The sequence below is a fragment of the Klebsiella sp. P1954 genome (assembly GCF_018199955.1).
Lineage (GTDB): Bacteria > Pseudomonadota > Gammaproteobacteria > Enterobacterales > Enterobacteriaceae > Klebsiella > Klebsiella pneumoniae.
The window spans coordinates 4,727,598-4,746,925 of sequence record NZ_CP073373.1 but is presented as its reverse complement, the minus strand read 5'-3'; the positions used below and the strand labels follow the sequence as shown (position 1 = coordinate 4,746,925).

General features: G+C 61.5%; 13 protein-coding genes. 8 read left to right on the top strand and 5 right to left on the bottom strand.

The genetic code is table 11. The features are described from left to right. Positions 1 to 429: 429 nt before the first annotated feature. The 4 genes from asmA to alkA form a co-directional block, all read right to left on the bottom strand. Positions 430 to 2,277: an outer membrane assembly protein AsmA gene (asmA, locus tag KB890_RS22825; RefSeq protein ID WP_004180531.1), complete on the bottom strand. Its 1,848-nt coding sequence runs from the start codon at positions 2,275 to 2,277 to the stop codon at positions 430 to 432. A 30-nt stretch (positions 2,278 to 2,307) separates the two neighbouring features. Next, positions 2,308 to 2,889 carry a dCTP deaminase gene (gene dcd, locus KB890_RS22820; RefSeq protein ID WP_004151145.1) on the bottom strand — a complete coding sequence of 194 codons (582 nt, stop codon included), beginning with the start codon at positions 2,887 to 2,889 and terminating at the stop codon, positions 2,308 to 2,310. Positions 2,890 to 2,979: 90 nt separating this feature from the next. Beyond that, positions 2,980 to 3,621: a uridine kinase gene (udk, locus tag KB890_RS22815; protein WP_002912442.1), complete on the bottom strand. Its 642-nt coding sequence runs from the start codon at positions 3,619 to 3,621 to the stop codon at positions 2,980 to 2,982. 114 nt (positions 3,622 to 3,735) lie between these two features. Next, positions 3,736 to 4,584, bottom strand: coding sequence for a DNA-3-methyladenine glycosylase 2 (alkA, locus tag KB890_RS22810; protein ID WP_022631319.1), 849 nt, complete (start codon positions 4,582 to 4,584; stop codon positions 3,736 to 3,738). A gap of 137 nt (positions 4,585 to 4,721) precedes the next feature. Between alkA and yegD the strand changes: the two genes are divergently transcribed. The 5 genes from yegD to KB890_RS22785 all read left to right on the top strand — a co-directional run bounded on the left by yegD (position 4,722) and on the right by KB890_RS22785 (position 10,041). Continuing rightward, complete coding sequence (yegD, locus tag KB890_RS22805) at positions 4,722 to 6,074, top strand: molecular chaperone (protein ID WP_022631318.1); 1,353 nt, start codon at positions 4,722 to 4,724, stop codon at positions 6,072 to 6,074. A gap of 289 nt (positions 6,075 to 6,363) precedes the next feature. Then, positions 6,364 to 8,220, top strand: coding sequence for a sensor histidine kinase (locus KB890_RS22800; RefSeq protein ID WP_031280879.1), 1,857 nt, complete (start codon positions 6,364 to 6,366; stop codon positions 8,218 to 8,220). 14 nt (positions 8,221 to 8,234) lie between these two features. Continuing rightward, on the top strand, positions 8,235 to 8,936 hold the full coding sequence (locus tag KB890_RS22795; protein WP_019705215.1) for a response regulator transcription factor: 702 nt from the start codon (positions 8,235 to 8,237) through the stop codon (positions 8,934 to 8,936). 237 nt (positions 8,937 to 9,173) lie between these two features. After that, positions 9,174 to 9,314 (top strand): small membrane protein, encoded by a 141-nt coding sequence (locus tag KB890_RS27710; RefSeq protein ID WP_004146563.1) that lies wholly within the window; start codon positions 9,174 to 9,176, stop codon positions 9,312 to 9,314. A 115-nt stretch (positions 9,315 to 9,429) separates the two neighbouring features. Beyond that, positions 9,430 to 10,041, top strand: coding sequence for a helix-turn-helix transcriptional regulator (locus KB890_RS22785; RefSeq protein ID WP_022631316.1), 612 nt, complete (start codon positions 9,430 to 9,432; stop codon positions 10,039 to 10,041). A gap of 273 nt (positions 10,042 to 10,314) precedes the next feature. Here the strand turns inward: KB890_RS22785 and KB890_RS22780 are convergent, their stop codons facing one another. Continuing rightward, positions 10,315 to 11,589, bottom strand: coding sequence for a dicarboxylate/amino acid:cation symporter (locus KB890_RS22780; RefSeq protein WP_022631315.1), 1,275 nt, complete (start codon positions 11,587 to 11,589; stop codon positions 10,315 to 10,317). A 300-nt stretch (positions 11,590 to 11,889) separates the two neighbouring features. On the opposite strand from KB890_RS22780, the gene KB890_RS22775 reads away from it, so the two are divergent. The 3 genes from KB890_RS22775 to mdtC are packed head-to-tail and all read left to right on the top strand — an operon-like array spanning position 11,890 to position 19,328. Then, positions 11,890 to 13,128, top strand: coding sequence for an MdtA/MuxA family multidrug efflux RND transporter periplasmic adaptor subunit (locus tag KB890_RS22775; protein WP_004175207.1), 1,239 nt, complete (start codon positions 11,890 to 11,892; stop codon positions 13,126 to 13,128). Continuing rightward, on the top strand, positions 13,128 to 16,250 hold the full coding sequence (locus KB890_RS22770) for an MdtB/MuxB family multidrug efflux RND transporter permease subunit (RefSeq protein ID WP_004149055.1): 3,123 nt from the start codon (positions 13,128 to 13,130) through the stop codon (positions 16,248 to 16,250). Before KB890_RS22775 ends, KB890_RS22770 begins: the two co-directional genes overlap by 1 nt. Next, positions 16,251 to 19,328: a multidrug efflux RND transporter permease subunit MdtC gene (gene mdtC / locus KB890_RS22765; RefSeq protein WP_022631314.1), complete on the top strand. Its 3,078-nt coding sequence runs from the start codon at positions 16,251 to 16,253 to the stop codon at positions 19,326 to 19,328.

Sequence of the window (19,328 nt, the reverse complement as noted above, 5' to 3'; positions counted from 1 at the left end):
AATCGGGGTATGACACCCACCGTATAATCCAGGCCGGGTCAGGCTTAGCTGCCACACTGCCTGATGGCGCTTCGCTTATCAGGCCTACGGGATGGCGAACTAATCGGGGTATGAAACCCACCGTATAATCCAGGCCGGGTCAGGCGTAGCCGCCACACTGCCTGATGGCGCTTCGCTTATCAGGCCTACGGGATGGCGAACTAATCGGGGTATGACACCCACCGTATAATCCAGACCGGGTCAGGCGTAGCCGCCACACTGCCTGATGGCGCTGCGCTTATCAGGCCTACGGGATGGCGAACTAATCGGGGTATGACACCCACCGTATAATCCAGGCCGGGTCAGGCGCAGCCGCCACCCGGCGTCATTGTGACATTACGCTTTGACGATAAACACAGCCCGGAAACTTCCGGGCCGCGGTGGTAGGAATTACAACTTATCGAGCAGCTTTTTGGCATCGTTGCCGTCTTTGCTGCCTTTATTACGCTCAACCCAGTCGTTGAGGCGCTGCTTCGCTTCATCCTGCAGCTGTTTGCGCAGGATCTGGTCGACCTGCAGACTGTAGCTCAGCGACTGCCACTCGCCGTAGATGCGCAGCGGGATAGCGGTCTGTTTCAGGCGGTCGATAAGCTTGCCCTCCCCTTTCCAGCCGCCGAGCACGCGCACGTTGAAGCGCATATCGCAGTTCTCTTTCTGCAGATCGAGCTGTCCTTCGCCGGTCATCGCCATCACGTCGGACTGCCCCTGCAGGCGGTTCAGCGTCACCAGCCCGTTATCCAGCGTCAGCCGGCTGCTCACGGAATCCAGGCGGGTGGCATTGTCGTAATTTTCCTGCGCCCGCACGTTGGTGCTGCGCTCCACGGCCTGCTGCACCAGCTGCTGGAAGTTCAGCCCTTCGGTGCGGGTATCGGCCATCTGGAGCTGAGCCTGTCCCTGCCAGTGGCGACGGAAATCATCGGCGTCAATGCGCGTTCCGGAAAATTCGCCGCTCAGCGACAGCTTGCCGGTCAGGTTTAAGGAATAGTTAAAGGCTTTGATCAGCGAACCGATCTCCACATTCTGCAGCGCCGGCTGGAACGTCGCCAGCGGCGTGTCGCCGCGGGCATCCAGGGTGCCAGGGAGAGAGAGCTGCCCGCCATCAAGATTGCCCTGCATTTTGCTGACCGTCAGCAGCCCCTGCTGGTTGCTGATTTCGCTCTGCACCTGGGTGAAGTTCAGACCGCGCCACTGCAGCTGGTCGGCGCTCAGGGCCATTCGGCCGTTGAAGCCGCGCAGGCTCTGGTAATCTTCGCGCTCATCGCTGTCGGCGATCACCGGGCGCAGCGGTCGCGTCTGACTCTGGCCCTGCTGACTGGCGCTACTGTCCGTCGCCGGCGACCTTTGCGCCAGCAGACTATCGAGATCGAGAGTGGTGGCGTGCAAATCCAATGACCAGTCCGGGCGATCCCCCAGCACCACGCTGCCGCTGCCGGTAACGGTGCTGCGGTTAGCCATCAGATTCAGGTTGTCAAAACGCAGGGTCTTGTCATCTTCCTGCCAGCTGGCCTGCAGACTCCCCTGACCATTAATGCCGTCCGGTGGGAGCTCGGCGCCGCGCAGCTGCCAGCTAAGCTGGGTAAAGTCGGCTTTTAAGGAGTGCGGATAATCCCCGCCCTGCACGGTGGCGGAGAAGTTCAGCGCCAGGTCGCGCTGGTCGCGGTTCACCCGGCCGGAGAAATCCACGGTGGCCCGGTGATTCTCATCCTGCTCCATCTGCAGACGGATATCGCGCACGGTCACCTGCTCGCCGTTCTCGTGCTGGAAGAAGAGCACGCTGTCGGCCACCTGCAGCTGACGCACATCGTAGGACCATCCGCGATCCTCCGGGGCCAGCGGCAGGGTGTTGTCATGCGGCACCACCGGCGCTGAGCTGTCGCGAACCGCCTCGGTTTTCGGGGTCAGCTGGATCACCGCGCCCTTGAGCATCACCTGCTTAACCTGCAGCTGATGCGAGAGCAGCGGCAGCAGCGCCACGTCGAGGCGCATATTGTCGGCGCGGATCACCGGCTCTTCGGCGCCTCGGGCGGTCAGCGTCATCCGTCCGCTGAGAATGCTGAGCTGCGGCCAGACGTGCCAGCGCAGCGGGCCATCAAGGTCAAGCTGATAACCGCTGCGCTCTGCCACCTCATGCACCATATAGGCGCGAAAATCGTTGGGATTGACCAGCAATACCAACGAGGTAAGCCCGGCGACAATGACCGCCAGCAGGATCATCAGCGTTGTCAGTATTCGTCTCATGGCACCCTCAGCAACACCCCGTTGACGTTATCAATCCTTGTCGATTCGGCTCGCCACCGCGCCCTGCTGGTCGCGATATTTGGCGTCTTCACGGCGGTTATACGGCCGGGCCGCCGGGCCCGATAACGGTTCAAAGCTCAGCGCGCCGATGGGCATCCCCGGGCGCAGCGCCAGCGGCAGCTTGCCGGAGTTGTAGAACTCAAGCACGATGCAGCCGGACCAGCCTGGATCGATACGGTGCGCGGTAACGTGCACCATCAGCCCCAGGCGCGCCAGCGAGGAGCGTCCGTCCAGCCAGCCTACCAGGTCGGCAGGCAGGGTGACAGACTCGTAGGTCACCGCCAGCGCCAGTTCGCCCGGATGCAGGAAAAAGGCCTCCCCTTCCGGCAGGACGATCTCTTCGCTCATCACGCGGTCCAGCGCGGCGCTGACCTCGGCCTTCGGGCCGCTTAAATCGATAAACGGCGCCGTGTGGCCACGGAAGGTGCGAAATTTATTACCCAGCCGTACATCAACCGTCGCGCCATTAATACGCTCAACGGGCGGACGCGGATTGATGGCGAGTCGCCCTTCATCCAACCAGGCTTCGATATCTCGGTCACACAGACGCATGGGCTTTCTCCTTATAAGGCTGCTTCCCGCACGCTTCGCGGCGGAGAGGGCAACAGGGCTACTCTTTGCACGTTACACAATTCGGCCAGGTTATTCAAAGAACTGACTGATTTTGGCCTTCAGAATATCAATAGCGATGCGGTTTTTGCCGCCGCGCGGCACGATGATGTCGGCATACTGCTTCGACGGTTCAATAAACTGCAGGAACATCGGACGCACGGTTTTCTGATACTGGGCCATCACCGAGTCCATGGAGCGGCCGCGCTCGTTAACGTCGCGCTTAATACGGCGCATCAGGCAAATATCGAGAGGGGTGTCGACGAAAATAGAGAAGTTGAGCTCGTTACGCAGGCGCGCATCGGTCAGCAGCAGGATCCCTTCAAGGATAATCACCTTCTTCGGCTCGACGTGAATGGTGTTCGGCGTGCGGGTATGCTCGACGTAGCTATAGACCGGCAGTTCAATCGGCTGGCCGCTTTTCAGCATCTGCAAATGCTGGAACAACAGACTGTGGTCCATTGAGCTCGGGTGGTCATAGTTGGTTTTGACGCGCTCTTCCATCGACAGATGGCTTTGATCTTTGTAATAGCTGTCTTCCGGAATGACGCCAATATGTTCGTCGCCAACTTGTTCACGCAATTCGCGATAGAGAGTACTGGCGATAAGACTTTTGCCAGAAGCCGATGCGCCGGCGATGCCTACAATGACGCACTGATGGGACATATCAGTCATAAATTTTTGCGACCTGATTAACCTGGATAGAGATGGAGGGTGGCGGCGGACCGCCAAACGCGGCAATTATAGGGATTTCAGCGTCCCGATACCAGTGGTATGCGCCCCGGGCGGCTATTCCGCCGCCGGCGCCCAGTCATCGGTGTACCAGATATGCAACAGTGCGTAGGATCGCATCGGCTGCCAGCGGCGGGCATAGCGGGCGATGGCGGCCGGGGTCATTCCCGGAAAGCGCTGTTTAATCAGGTAATCATCCGGCAAAAAGACATCTTTCGCCTGCCAGCCGCGCAGGGCAAAGTAGTTTGCCGTCCAGCGGCCAATCCCGGGCAGGGTCTGCAGTTGACGCAGCCCGGCGTCAATATCCGCCGGCGCCGTCAGGGGCAGCTCGCCGCTGAGCGCCGCCCGGGCGAGGTGGATCAGCGCCTCCGCGCGTCGCAGCGGCATCCCCAGCGCCTTCAGCGCCTGCGGATCGGCCCGGGACAGGGCCTCTGGCGTCGGGAACAAGACATATCCAGGCGCCTCCGCCAGCGGTTCGCCCCAGCCAGCCGCCACTTTGGCGGTGAGCCGGGCGGCCATCGCCACGCTCACCAGCTGGCCCAGCACCGCGCGCACCGCCTGCTCGAAGGCATCCAGCGCCCCCGGCAGGCGCAGCCCCGGCCGCGCCTGCGCCAGATCGCCCAGCGTGCGAGCGACCTGCCGCGGGTCGCAGGCTAAATCAAACAGCTGGCCAATTCGCGCATAGCAGATCTCCGCCACCGGCTGCAGCCCGGGGGAAAGGGTCACCCGCAGGCCCTGCGCCTCTTCGTCCGGCGCCAGATGAATCAGCCCGCGGTGGTCTTCCACGCCAAAGCTGCGGCTGTAGCCCCCATCGTGAAAACGCTCGACGCCGGCAACCGCGCGCGCCTGCAGAAAACCAACCATCCACGCCCAGTCATAGGGCGGGGTCCAGGGTAACAGCACCATAAGCTCTCCTTTATATAGCGTTTCAATGATAGTCGCCCTTGACCATAAGCGCCTTGCTTTTAAATTCCGGTTGTCGGCATGGCGACGATCCGCTAAAGTCGCCCCCCTTCTTCACCGGCATGGGGATTTTGCAGACGATGTTTATTGGTTTTGACTACGGCACCGCCAACTGTTCGGTGGCCGTGATGCGGGAAAACACCCCCCAACTGTTAACGCTGGAAAACGGCAGCGCCCTGCTGCCCTCCATGCTCTGCGCGCCGACGCGCGAAGCGGTCAGCGAGTGGCTCTATCGCCATCATGACGTCCCCACCCACAGCGACGAAAACCAGGCGCTGCTGCGTCGGGCCATCGCCGCCAACCGCGACGAAGACATCGAGGTGCTGCGCAACAGCGTGCAGTTCGGTCTCGCCTCCCTGCAGCAGTATGTTGAAGATCCGCAAGAGGTCTACTTCGTTAAATCGCCCAAATCCTTCCTCGGCGCCAGCGGGCTGAAGCCGCAGCAGGTGGCCCTGTTTGAAGACCTGGTCTGCGCCATGATGCTGCATATTAAGTTGCAGGCCGAAAGCCAGCTGCCCGAGCTGATCGACCAGGCGGTGATTGGCCGGCCGATTAACTTCCAGGGCCTCGGCGGCGATGAGGCGAACGCCCAGGCGCAGGGTATCCTTGAGCGGGCTGCCCTCCGCGCCGGTTTCCGCGATGTGGTCTTTCAGTTTGAACCGGTGGCCGCCGGGCTCGATTTCGAAGCGACCCTCAGTGAAGAAAAGCGGGTGCTGGTCGTCGATATCGGCGGCGGGACCACCGACTGCTCCCTGCTGCTGATGGGCCCGCAGTGGCGGGAGCGCGCCGACCGCCAGCAGAGCCTGCTCGGCCACAGCGGCTGCCGCATCGGCGGTAACGATCTCGACATTGCCCTGGCCTTCAAATGCCTGATGCCCCTCCTCGGCATGGGCGGCGAAACGGAAAAAGGCACCGCGCTGCCGATCCTCCCGTGGTGGAACGCGGTGGCGATCAACGACGTGCCGGCGCAGAGCGATTTCTACAGCACTGCCAACGGCCGCCTGCTGAACGATCTGCTGCGCAGCGCCCGGGATGCCGACAAGGTGGCTCTGCTGCTGAAGGTCTGGCGCCAGCGTCTCAGCTATCGTCTGGTGCGCAGCGCCGAAGAGAGCAAAATCGCCCTCTCCAGCGCCGCCAGCGTCGAAACCGCGCTGCCGTTTATTCAGGACGAGCTGGCCACCGCCATCGCCCAGCAGGGTCTGGAAGCCGCGCTGGATCAGCCCCTGACCCGCATTATGGAACAGGTGCGGCTCGCGCTCGACAGCAGCCAGACCACCCCGGACGTGATCTATCTTACCGGCGGCAGCGCCCGTTCGCCGCTGATCAAAAAGGCGCTGGCCGCTCAGCTGCCGGGTATTCCGCTGGCCGGCGGCGATGATTTTGGCTCGGTGACCACCGGGCTGGCCCGCTGGGCGCAGGTGGTTTTCCGCTAGCCCTCGTCCGGCGCTGCCGCGCAGCAGGTCTGTCCTGATCCTGACGCTGCAGATTACGCTGGAATATTCCTGGTCTCCCACGCAAAATGGCCTGTTCGTCCGGACAGGCCTGTCCACTCTCGCCCGCTTCCGGGGGCGTATTATCCATACCGTAGCCAGACGTCTGCGGTCAGTAATCTTTGCATGCCGCAAGGGGGCGTGATTGAAAAGGGTGTCTGCGATCTTCGCGGCGGTCCGGCGTTGCCGGCCGCGGCTCCTGGCAGGCTGGCTGCTCAGCTGTGGATTACTCTTGCTGCTGGTCGCCCCGCAGGCGCAGGCGGCGACGCGCCAGGTGGGGATTGATATTCCGGTCCAGTGGTACGCCGACGACAGCGGCCAGATGACCCTCGATCGCTTTGCCGCCCTGCCCACAGACCAGCTCGCCACCACCCGGCAGATCCCCTCCTTTGGTTATTCGCGAAAAACCTGGTGGCTGCGCAGCGAACTGCCGGGAACGTGGTTTGCCGGGGAGCCGCGCTGGCTGCAGCTGGGCCCCTCTTTTGTCGACCATCTGACCATTTACTACCGGCCTCTGGGCAGCGATGCCCCCTGGGCACAGCGCACCTTTGGCGACCGCGACGGCGCCCGCGAGAGCGACCTGCACTACCGCGAAAGCGTGCTGATCCTCCCCCCGCCGCTGACCGCCGCCGGCTATGAGGTGGTCTTTCGCCTGCAGAGCACCAGCACTCTGATCCTGCTGGCCTCGCTCTCTTCGCCGCAGGAATTTGTACAGCGGGCGACCGCCGACACCGCGTTCTGGAGCTTCTATTTCGGCCTGGCCGCCGTCGCCAGCGGCGTGGCGCTGTGGCTGGCGCTGGCCCTGCGCCGGCGTCTGCTGTGGGGCATCTGTCTTTTCTCGCTCAATTATCCGCTGGTGGCCGCCCTGCACGGCTTCCCGGAGTGGTTTTTCGGCCACGCGGCGCTGCCGTTCCAGGACTTCATGATCAGCAGCCTCTCCCTGTTCAGCTATGCTACCGCCCTCTGGCTGCACAGCGAGATTTTTGATTTGAAGAAGAATATGCCGCGGCTTCATCAGCTACTGATCGCCGCGGTGGTGCTCAACCTGGTGCTGCAGGTCAGTATTCCGCTCGGGTTTTACGGCTTCGCGATGCAGATTGAAGGGGTAGTATTCATCATTATCACCCCGGTGCTGCTGTTCACCTCCTGGTGGCTGTGGCGCAAAAAAGCTATCGACCGTACCACCCTGCTGCTGGGTCTGCTGCCGCCGTTCTATGTCGTCGCCGCGGTGCTGGTGCAGTTGTCGATCCATGGGATTATCCCGTTCCATATGGCGATCTATTCCCTCTGGCAGTACGCGCTGATCGTCCACATCATTACGGTGCTGATCATTGCCATCCTGCGGGTGCGTGCTGAAAACCGCCAGCTGGAGCAGAAGCAGCGCCTGGCGCGCGAACTGCAGATTGAGCGTGAAGCCAGCTTCCACCAGCGGCAGTTTATGGGCATGGTGGCGCACGAATTCCGCACCCCGCTGGCGGTGATCCAGGCGGCGCTGGAGAATCTTCGCCTCTCGGCGGCCTCGACCAGCCAGGAGGCGCGCTTCGATCGCATCGGCCGCGCCGCCACCCGCCTGGTGCAGCTCACCGATAACTGCCTTGCCGACGCCCGGCTCGCCTCCCACGATCTGCACGTCGAGCGCCAGCAGACCGCCCTGCTGACGGTGATCAACATGGCCGCCTCGGTGGTGGCCATCTCCCATGATCACTACCTGAACATCCGCCAGCACGGCGCGGTGGAAAGCCCGCAGCTGCAGGCCGATGCCGGCCTGCTGTGCATCGCCATCGCTAATCTGCTGGATAACGCCGTCAAGTATTCGCCCCCCGGTGAAATCGCCATCGATATTCATTCCGATGCCGGGCAAACGGAGCTACGCATTCGCGACCACGGCCCGGGACTCCCCGCCGGACAGGCGGAACTGATCTTTGAGCGCTACCGCCGCGGCGAGCACACATCGCCGGTGCCAGGCGGCACCGGTCTCGGACTGTATGTTGCGCGTCAGATAGTGCAGGCTCATGATGGCAAACTGTGGCTGGCCGAGCATGGCCCGGACGGCTGCACCTTTATTCTCACCCTCCCCACGGTTGCTTAAGAGGAGAACGACGTATGGCTTTACGGCTGGCGATAATTGAAGATAACGCCGATCTGCTGGATGAACTGCTGGCCTGGCTGGGCTATCGCGGCTTCGAGGTGTGGGGGACGCGCAGCGCCGAAGCCTTCTGGCGGCAACTGCACAGCCATCCGGTGGATATCGTGCTGGTTGATATCGGCCTGCCCGGCGAGGATGGCTTCAGCGTACTGAACTATCTGCATGAGCTGGGGCACTACGGTCTGGTGGTGGTCAGCGCCCGCGGCCAGCAGCAGGATAAACTGCAGGCGCTGAGCCTTGGAGCCGATGCCTATCTGATCAAACCGGTAAACTTCGCCCATCTTGCCGAGACCCTCACCGCCCTCGGCGCGCGCCTGCGCCAGGACCGTCCGGCGGCTCCGACTGCGGAGGCGATCGGCACGCCGCCGGCCGTCTCCCCCGGCAGCTGGCGTCTGCACGAGGATAAACTGATTTCACCCGACGCCCGGACGCTGGAGTTAACCCAGCAGGAATATCGCCTGGTGGAGCTCCTGATGCGCAATCGCAACGAAGTGTGCAGCAAACTGGATCTCCATGCCTGCCTGTTTTCCCATGAAAGCGAGCCTGACCTGCACCGGATCGACGTGGTGGTTAGCCGCCTGCGTCACAAGGCACGCCAGCAGGGGATCCACCTGCCCGTTCGCGCAATCTTTGGTAAGGGACTGGCCTTTATTTCCTGAACGACGGGGCGCGTCGGCGGCCGCGCGGGATATAAAAAACTCGTAAGTGTTAATTTTTCTCATTTTCTGAGAGAAATGAGAGGAATGAGACTGACGATGACCTTAAGAACTTTCTTATAGTGCTAGCACATCAGGATGATGGCGTAAGATTTTCACGGGACAGAAAAGCATATAACAAAACGTATTAGCCGTTCGCGGCAAATTCTGACACCATGCAACACAATCAGGGTAAAAACGATGGCCATGCAAACGTGGTTAGTTTTATTGCTATGCATTTTTTTCTTCAGCATCTCTGTATACAGTTTTATTTCCTATCTGAAAGACAGGAGGCGGCAGAAATTTACTTTTAACGATAAGCGTTCGATGCGTCGTAAATAATTCACTTTAAAATAATAAAAAATTATTGTAGGTACTTTTATATCTTCAACACACCGCATACGCCCGGAGGATTTGTCACAGCATGGCGTTATGTTTTGCGTAAGGAAATAACGCCATGAGAAACATTAATGTCACCATCAACACCCGCAACGCCTTTGTCCGTGAATCGCTGGTGGCCATGGTCAATGACCTCACCCGGGGCGATCTGCGGGCGCGTTTTTCCTGGCGTAACACCGATCTGTCAGCTGAAGATATCATTATCTGCGAAGTGATCCCCGGGGAAATATACCTGTGTAATACCCTGATTAAGAACAGAAAAAGAGGAAGTTCGTTGATTATCCTCCATAGCTATGACCAGCTGCCGGAAGATGAGTTCATGATTAACTGCCTGAAAGGGGTCATTTTTGTTTCGCTAAAAACGGCCAGTATTCCGCAATTGCTGACGATCATTAAAAGCGAGCTTCAGCATTGTATGACCCCCACGGCTACCGACGCCGCAGGCCGGGAACTCAGCTGCGCCAGCTGTCCGCATCGCGTGTTATCGCGATCGCAGACCGCCGTAGTGCACGGTATTCTCGAAGGGCTGGATATAAGTAAAATCGCCGCCCTGCAGCGTGTGAGTCCCCGCACCGCCGCCTATCATAAGAATAAGATCATGGAAAAATACAGCCTGAATAATAATCATGAATTTTTCCAGTTTATGAATCTTTTACGAGAGCGCTGGTAGGCAAAGAGCAGCACAAAAAAATAAGATATTGACCTGGCTATATTGTCGGAAATCCGAAAATAGTCGCAGGATGCTAAAAAATATCCAGCGCTGGCGGACATAACGTTAAACTCTGACGCTTCCTCGGTATAAAGACATTACCGCCCGTCTTTATATAATAAAAAACACGCTACACGAGGAAAACTGATACTTCGTCACATTGCCCCTGACGTGCCTGTCAGGGGTCCTTTTTTCCTTGTGGAATAGCGCCCTCAGTGAAAGGGCGCGGCAGGATCAGGCTTCCGCTTTCTCCACTTCCCAGTCCGGCTGCGCTTCCTCGTCGGTCAGCAACCCTTCATTTTTCGACAGCATCGCGGTGGCGATGCCATTACCCAGCACGTTGATGGCGGAGCGCCCCATGTCGAGGAAATGGTCGATACCCATCAGCAGCAGGATCCCGGCGACCGGTATATTGAAGCTGGGGATCGTCGCCGCCAGCACCACCAGCGCAGAACGCGGCACCCCGGCGATACCTTTCGAGGCCAGCATCAGGGTCAGCATCATGACCGTAATCTCGCTAAAGCTCAGCGGCACGTTATAGGCCTGGGCGATAAACATCGCGGCGAAGGAGCAGTAGACCATCGAGCCAACGAGGTTGAACGAGTAGCCAATCGGCAGGACGAACGAGACGATATTGCGCGAGCAGCCAAACTTCACCAGTCGCTCGAGGGTCTTCGGATAGGCCGCTTCCGAGCTGCTGGTGGTAAAGGCCACCAGCACCGGATCTTTCAGCATGTTCAGCAGGCGGAAAACCTCTTTTTTCAGCACCATATAGCCGACGGCAATCAGCACCGCGCTGGTCAACAGCACCGCCAGGTAGTAGCCGCCGATGAACGAAGCATAGTTGAGCAGGATCCCCAGCCCCTGGGAGGCAATCACCGACGAGATGGCGGCGAAGATGGCCAGCGGCGCAACGTACATCACATAGCCCGTCACCTTCAGCATAATGTGCGACACCACGTTAAGGGCCGCCACCAGCGGAGCATTAAACTTCTCCCCCAGCGACGCGCCGGCGATGCCGAAGAACATCGAGAACACCACGATCTGCAGGATCTCGTTGTTGGCCATCGCCTCGGTGATGCTGGTGGGGATAGTGTGCGACAGGAACCCTTTCAGGCTCATGCCGCTGACCGCCAGGCCGGTATCCACCGCCTCTTTCGGCACCGCCAGGTTTAACCCGGCGCCCGGGTGCTGGAAGGTGACGATCACCAGCCCGACGAGAATGGATAATACCGAGGAGGTGATGAACCAGACCATCGCCTTGCCGCCTACCCGGCCGATGGTCGCCGTCTCGCCGAGGCGCATAATGCCGACCGTCAGGGTGCTGAAGACCAACGGCGCGATGAGCATTTTGATCAACCGCAGAAACAGATCGGTAAGCAGCGTAATATTGTCCGCCCAGGCGGAAACGGTGGTTGGCGTCGCGTAGGCATGGATAGCCGCGCCGGAGAGGATCCCCATCAGCATAAAAACGACGATGAAGAGCGTGAGTTTGTTTGCGTTTGCCACAGCAATGACCCCTGATTATTTAACCCGTTGATTTTTAAGTGCATATTTTATTATTATGAGAATGCACTGATTTATTCACCGCATAAATCTAATTAAAGCCCCCGCGGATACAACTATTTTTTGCTTTTTTAAACTAAAAGTTGATATCACCCCGGATATCGGCCGCGGGAGCGCCCGGCGTCGCGGCGGTTATCCAGACATTTCTCAACCTTCTTTTCATAATTCCTCCATTTTTACGGCCCCTTCCCTCACTAAACTAGTATCATTCAGCGAAACGCTTCAGGATGAGACCGTAAACTAATGAAAGGCAGTAACATACGTCGTTGGGGCGCCGCGCTGGCGGTAGTGATTATCGCCGGGGCCGCCTACTGGTTCTGGCACGATCGCGGGACGAGCGGCAGCGGGGCTCCCGCCGCCGGACAGGGCCCGCAGGGGCCGGGCGGCGCACGCCATGGCCGCTTTGGCGCCGCGCTGGCGCCGGTGCAGGCGGCCACCGCCACCGAAGAAGCGGTCCCGCGCTATCTCACCGGGCTGGGTACGGTGACGGCGGCCAACACCGTCACCGTCCGCAGCCGGGTCGACGGCCAACTGCTGAGCCTTCACTTCCAGGAGGGTCAGCAGGTCAAAGCCGGCGACCTGCTGGCGCAGATCGACCCCAGCCAGTTTAAAGTCGCTCTCGCCCAGGCGCAGGGTCAGCTGGCGAAAGATCAGGCCACCCTTGCCAACGCCCGCCGCGATCTCGCTCGTTACCAGCAGCTGGTGAAGACCAACCTCGTCTCCCGCCAGGAGCTCGACACTCAGCAGTCGCTGGTGGTGGAATCCGCCGGCACGGTGAAAGCTGATGAAGCGGCCGTCGCCAGCGCCCAGCTGCAGCTCGACTGGACCCGCATTACCGCGCCAATTGACGGCCGCGTCGGCTTAAAGCAGGTCGATATCGGCAACCAGATCTCCAGCGGGGATACCACCGGGATCGTGGTCCTTACCCAGACGCACCCGATCGACGTGGTCTTTACCCTGCCGGAAAGCAGCATCGCCACGGTGGTGCAGGCGCAGAAAGCGGGCAAAGCGCTCAGCGTCGAAGCCTGGGATCGCACCAATAAGCAGAAAATCAGCGTCGGCGAGCTGCTGAGCCTCGATAACCAGATCGATGCGACCACCGGGACCATCAAGCTGAAGGCGCGCTTTAGCAATCTGGACGACGCGCTGTTCCCCAATCAGTTCGTTAACGCCCGCCTGCTGGTGGACACCCAGCAGAACGCGGTGGTGATCCCTGCCGCCGCGCTGCAGATGGGCAACGAAGGGCATTTCGTATGGGTGCTGAACGATGAGAATAAGGTCAGCAAACACAGCGTGACGCCCGGCATCCAGGACAGCCAGAAAGTAGTCATCAGCGCCGGGCTTTCCGCCGGAGATCGCGTGGTCACCGACGGGATTGACCGCCTGACCGAGGGGGCGAAGGTAGAAGTTGTCACCGCCAGCAGCGGCGAGCAGGCGCAGCCCGCCCCGCGCCAGAGCGGTAAACACGGAGCGCGTTCCTGATGCAGGTGTTACCTCCAGGCCGCACCGGCGGCCCGTCCCGGCTGTTTATTATGCGTCCGGTGGCCACCACTCTGCTGATGGTGGCGATCCTGCTGGCCGGGATCATCGGCTACCGCTTTCTGCCGGTCTCCGCCCTGCCGGAGGTCGATTACCCGACCATTCAGGTAGTCACCCTCTATCCGGGCGCCAGCCCGGACGTGGTGACCTCCGCCATCACCGCCCCGCTGGAGCGCCAGTTCGGCCAGATGTCCGGCCTTAAGCAGATGTCGTCGCAAAGCTCCGGCGGCGCCTCGGTAGTCACGCTGCAGTTCCAGCTGACCCTGCCGCTGGACGTCGCCGAGCAGGAAGTGCAGGCGGCCATTAACGCCGCCACCAACCTGCTGCCGAGCGATCTGCCCAACCCGCCGGTCTACAGCAAGGTGAACCCGGCGGATCCGCCGATCATGACTCTCGCCGTCACCTCCTCCGCCATCCCGATGACCCAGGTTGAGGATATGGTGGAGACCCGGGTGGCGCAGAAGATCTCCCAGGTTTCCGGCGTCGGTCTGGTGACCCTCGCCGGCGGCCAGCGCCCGGCGGTGCGGGTGAAGCTTAACGCCCAGGCCATCGCCGCCCTCGGCCTGACCAGCGAAACCGTGCGCACCGCTATCACCAGCGCCAACGTTAACTCCGCGAAAGGCAGCCTCGACGGTCCGGCCCGCGCGGTGACGCTTTCCGCTAACGATCAGATGCAGTCCGCTGAGGATTATCGCCGGCTGATTATCGCTTATCAGAACGGGGCGCCGATCCGGCTCGGCGATGTCGCCAGCGTCGAACAAGGGGCCGAAAACAGCTGGCTGGGGGCATGGGCCAACCAGCAGCGGGCCATCGTGATGAACGTCCAGCGCCAGCCGGGGGCCAACATCATCGACACCGCCGACAGCATTCGCCAGATGCTGCCGCAGCTCACCGAGAGCCTGCCGAAATCGGTGAAGGTGCAGGTCCTCTCCGACCGGACCACCAACATCCGCGCCTCGGTGCGCGACACCCAGTTTGAGCTGATGCTGGCCATCGCCCTGGTGGTGATGATCATCTATCTGTTCCTGCGCAACGTGCCGGCGACCATTATTCCCGGCGTCGCGGTGCCGCTATCGCTGGTGGGCACTTTTGCGGTGATGGTGTTCCTCGACTTCTCGATCAACAACCTGACGCTGATGGCCCTGACCATCGCCACCGGCTTCGTGGTGGATGACGCCATCGTGGTGATCGAGAACATCTCGCGCTATATCGAAAAAGGCGAGAAGCCGCTGGCCGCCGCGCTGAAGGGCGCGGGGGAGATCGGCTTCACCATCATCTCCCTCACCTTCTCGCTGATCGCGGTGCTGATCCCGCTGCTGTTTATGGGCGATATCGTCGGCCGCCTGTTCCGCGAATTCGCCGTCACCCTTGCCGTCGCTATTCTTATCTCGGCGGTGGTCTCCCTGACCCTGACGCCGATGATGTGCGCTCGTATGCTAAGCCACGAATCACTGCGCAAGCAGAACCGATTCTCGCGGGCCAGCGAGCGTTTCTTCGAACGGGTGATCGCCGTCTATGGCCGCTGGCTGAGCCGGGTGCTGAACCATCCGTGGCTGACGCTCGGCGTCGCGCTGAGCACCCTGGCGCTGTCGATTATCCTGTGGGTCTTTATCCCGAAAGGCTTTTTCCCGATCCAGGATAACGGCATTATCCAGGGCACCCTCCAGGCGCCGCAGTCGGTCTCCTTCGCCAGCATGGCCGAGCGCCAGCGGCAGGTGGCCAGCATTATCCTTAAGGATCCGGCGGTGGAGAGTCTGACCTCCTTCGTCGGCGTCGACGGCACCAACCCGGCGCTGAACAGCGCCCGTCTGCAGATCAACCTCAAGCCGCTGGACGAACGCGATGACCGCGTCCAGACGGTGATTAGCCGCCTGCAGCAGGCGGTGGACGGCGTCCCGGGCGTGGCGCTCTACCTGCAGCCGACCCAGGATCTCACCATCGACACCACGGTGAGCCGCACCCAGTACCAGTTCACCCTGCAGGCAAACTCCCTCGAGGCGCTGAGCACCTGGGTGCCGCCGCTGCTCAGCCGCCTGCAGGCCCAGCCGCAGCTGGCCGACGTCAGCAGCGACTGGCAGGACAAAGGCCTGGCCGCCTATATCAAGGTGGATCGCGACAGCGCCAGCCGCCTCGGTATCTCAATGGCCGATGTCGATAATGCGCTGTACAACGCCTTCGGCCAGCGGCTGATCTCCACTATTTACACTCAGGCGAATCAGTATCGCGTGGTGCTCGAGCAGGATACCGAGGCGACGCCGGGCCTGGCGGCGCTGGAGAATATCCGTCTCACCAGCAGCGACGGCGGCATCGTGCCGTTGACCGCCATCGCCACGGTGGAGCAGCGCTTTACCCCGCTGTCGGTGAACCACCTCGATCAGTTCCCGGTGACCACCATCTCGTTTAACGTCCCGGACAACTACTCGCTGGGCGAAGCGGTGGAGGCGATCCTCGCCGCCGAACAGTCGCTGGATTTCCCGACCGATATTCGCACCCAGTTCCAGGGTAGCTCGCTGGCCTTCCAGTCGGCGCTCGGCAGCACCGTCTGGCTGGTGGTCGCCGCGGTGGTGGCGATGTATATCGTGCTGGGGGTGCTGTACGAGAGCTTTATCCATCCGATCACGATTCTCTCCACCCTGCCCACCGCCGGGGTCGGGGCGCTGCTGGCGCTGTGGCTGGCGGGCAGCGAGCTGGACGTGATCGCCATCATCGGCATCATTCTGCTGATCGGCATCGTGAAGAAGAACGCCATCATGATGATCGACTTCGCGCTGGCCGCTGAGCGCGAGCAGGGCATGCCGCCGCGGGAGGCGATCTACCAGGCCTGTCTGCTGCGTTTTCGTCCGATCCTGATGACCACCCTCGCCGCCCTGCTCGGCGCCCTGCCGCTGATGCTGAGCACCGGCGTCGGCGCCGAGCTGCGGCGTCCGCTGGGGATCGGCATGGTCGGCGGTCTGATGCTCAGCCAGGTGCTGACCCTGTTCACCACCCCGGTGATCTATCTGCTGTTCGACCGCCTGTCGCTGCACCTGAAGCGCCGCTTCCCGCGTCAGGAAGAGGAGGCGTAAGTGAAGTTTTTCGCCCTCTTCATTTACCGCCCGGTGGCGACGATCCTCATCTCGCTGGCCATCACCCTGTGCGGCATTCTCGGCTTCCGGCTACTGCCGGTGGCCCCGCTGCCGCAGGTGGACTTCCCGGTGATCATGGTTAGCGCCTCGCTGCCGGGAGCCTCGCCGGAGACCATGGCCTCGTCGGTGGCCACCCCGCTGGAGCGCTCCCTGGGGCGGATTGCCGGGGTCAATGAGATGACCTCCTCCAGCTCGCTGGGCAGCACCCGCATCATTCTCGAGTTTAACTTCGACCGCGATATCAACGGCGCGGCGCGCGACGTTCAGGCGGCGATCAACGCCGCGCAAAGCCTGCTGCCGAGCGGGATGCCCAGCCGGCCGACCTATCGCAAAGCCAATCCGTCGGATGCGCCGATCATGATCCTGACGCTGACCTCGGACACCTACTCCCAGGGTGAGCTGTATGATTTCGCCTCCACCCAGCTGGCGCAGACCATCGCGCAGATCGACGGCGTGGGCGATGTCGACGTCGGCGGCAGCTCCCTGCCGGCGGTGCGCGTCGACCTCAACCCGCAGGCGCTGTTCAACCAGGGCGTGTCGCTGGACGCGGTGCGCACCGCCATCAGCGACGCCAACGTGCGCAAACCGCAGGGGGCGCTGGAGGACAGCGCGCACCGCTGGCAGGTGCAGACCAACGATGAGCTGAAGACCGCCGCCGACTATCAGCCGCTGATCGTCCACTACCAGAATGGCGCCGCGGTGCGGCTGGGAGATGTCGCCACCGTCTCGGATTCGGTGCAGGACGTACGCAACGCCGGGATGACCAACGCCAAACCGGCGATCCTGCTGATGATCCGCAAACTGCCGGAAGCCAATATTATCCAGACGGTGGACAGCATCCGCGCCCGCCTGCCGGAGCTGCAGCAGACCATTCCGGCGGCTATCGACCTGCAGATCGCCCAGGACCGCTCGCCGACCATCCGCGCCTCGCTGGAGGAAGTGGAACAGACGCTGGTGATTTCGGTGGCGCTGGTGATCCTCGTGGTGTTCCTGTTCCTGCGCTCGGGGCGCGCCACGCTGATCCCGGCCGTCGCCGTCCCGGTTTCCTTAATCGGCACCTTCGCCGCGATGTATTTGTGCGGCTTCAGCCTCAATAACCTGTCGCTGATGGCCCTGACCATCGCCACCGGCTTCGTGGTGGATGACGCTATCGTGGTGCTGGAGAATATCTCCCGCCATCTGGAGGCGGGGATGAAACCGCTGCAGGCGGCGCTGCAGGGGAGCCGCGAGGTCGGCTTTACCGTGCTGTCGATGAGTCTGTCGCTGGTGGCGGTGTTCCTGCCGCTGCTGCTGATGGGCGGCCTGCCCGGCCGCCTGCTGCGCGAGTTCGCCGTCACCCTGTCGGTGGCGATCGGCATCTCGCTGGCGGTCTCCCTCACCCTGACGCCGATGATGTGCGGCTGGCTGCTGAAAAGCGGCAAGCCCCACCAGCCGACGCGCAACCGCGGCTTTGGCCGCCTGCTGGTGGCCGTGCAGGGCGGCTATGGTAAATCGTTAAAATGGGTGCTGAAGCATACCCGCCTGACCGGCCTGGTGGTGCTCGGCACCATCGCCCTCAGCGTCTGGCTCTACATTTCGATCCCGAAAACCTTCTTCCCGGAGCAGGACACCGGGGTGCTGATGGGCGGCATTCAGGCCGACCAGAGCATCTCCTTCCAGGCGATGCGCGGCAAGCTGCAGGACTTTATGAAGATCATTCGCGAAGATCCGGCGGTGGATAACGTCACCGGCTTTACCGGCGGCTCGCGGGTCAACAGCGGGATGATGTTTATCACCCTCAAGCCGCGCGACCAGCGCCACGAGACGGCGCAGCAGGTGATCGACCGGCTGCGCAAAAAGCTGGCCAACGAGCCCGGGGCCAACCTGTTTCTGATGGCGGTGCAGGATATCCGCGTCGGCGGCCGGCAGTCGAACGCCAGCTATCAGTACACCCTGCTGTCCGACGACCTGTCGGCGCTGCGCGAGTGGGAGCCGAAGATCCGCAAAGCGCTGGCGGCGCTGCCGGAGCTGGCGGACGTCAACTCGGATCAGCAGGACAATGGCGCCGAAATGGACCTGGTCTATGACCGGGATACCATGTCGCGCCTCGGCATCAGCGTCCAGGACGCCAACAACCTGCTGAACAACGCCTTTGGCCAGCGGCAGATCTCTACCATCTACCAGCCGCTCAACCAGTATAAGGTGGTGATGGAGGTGGATCCGGCCTACACCCAGGACGTCAGCGCCCTGGATAAGATGTTCGTCATTAACAGCGACGGCAAGCCGATCCCGCTGGCCTACTTCGCCAAATGGCAGCCGGCCAATGCCCCGCTGTCGGTGAACCACCAGGGGCTGTCGGCGGCATCCACTATCTCCTTTAACCTGCCCACCGGCCGCTCGCTGTCGGAAGCCAGCGAGGCCATTGACCGCGCGATGACCCAGCTCGGGGTGCCGTCGAGCGTGCGCGGCTCCTTTGCCGGTACCGCTCAGGTGTTCCAGCAGACCATGAACGCGCAGGTGATCCTGATCCTCGCGGCTATCGCCACGGTCTATATCGTGCTGGGGGTGCTATATGAGAGCTATGTGCATCCGTTGACCATCCTCTCGACGCTGCCCTCCGCCGGGGTGGGCGCTCTGCTGGCGCTGGAGATCTTCGATGCCCCGTTCAGCCTAATCGCCCTGATTGGGATTATGTTATTAATTGGCATCGTTAAGAAAAACGCCATCATGATGGTTGATTTTGCCCTGGAGGCGCAGCGTAACGGCAACCTGACGCCGGAAGAGGCGATTTTCCAGGCCTGCCTGCTGCGTTTCCGGCCGATTATGATGACCACCCTCGCCGCGTTGTTCGGCGCCCTGCCGCTGGTGCTCTCCGGGGGCGATGGCTCTGAGCTGCGCCAGCCTCTGGGGATCACCATCGTCGGCGGTCTGGTGATGAGCCAGCTGTTAACGCTCTACACCACGCCGGTGGTCTATCTTTTCTTTGACCGTCTGCGGCTGCGTTTTTCGCGTAACTCCTCTCAACCGGTAAGCGAATAA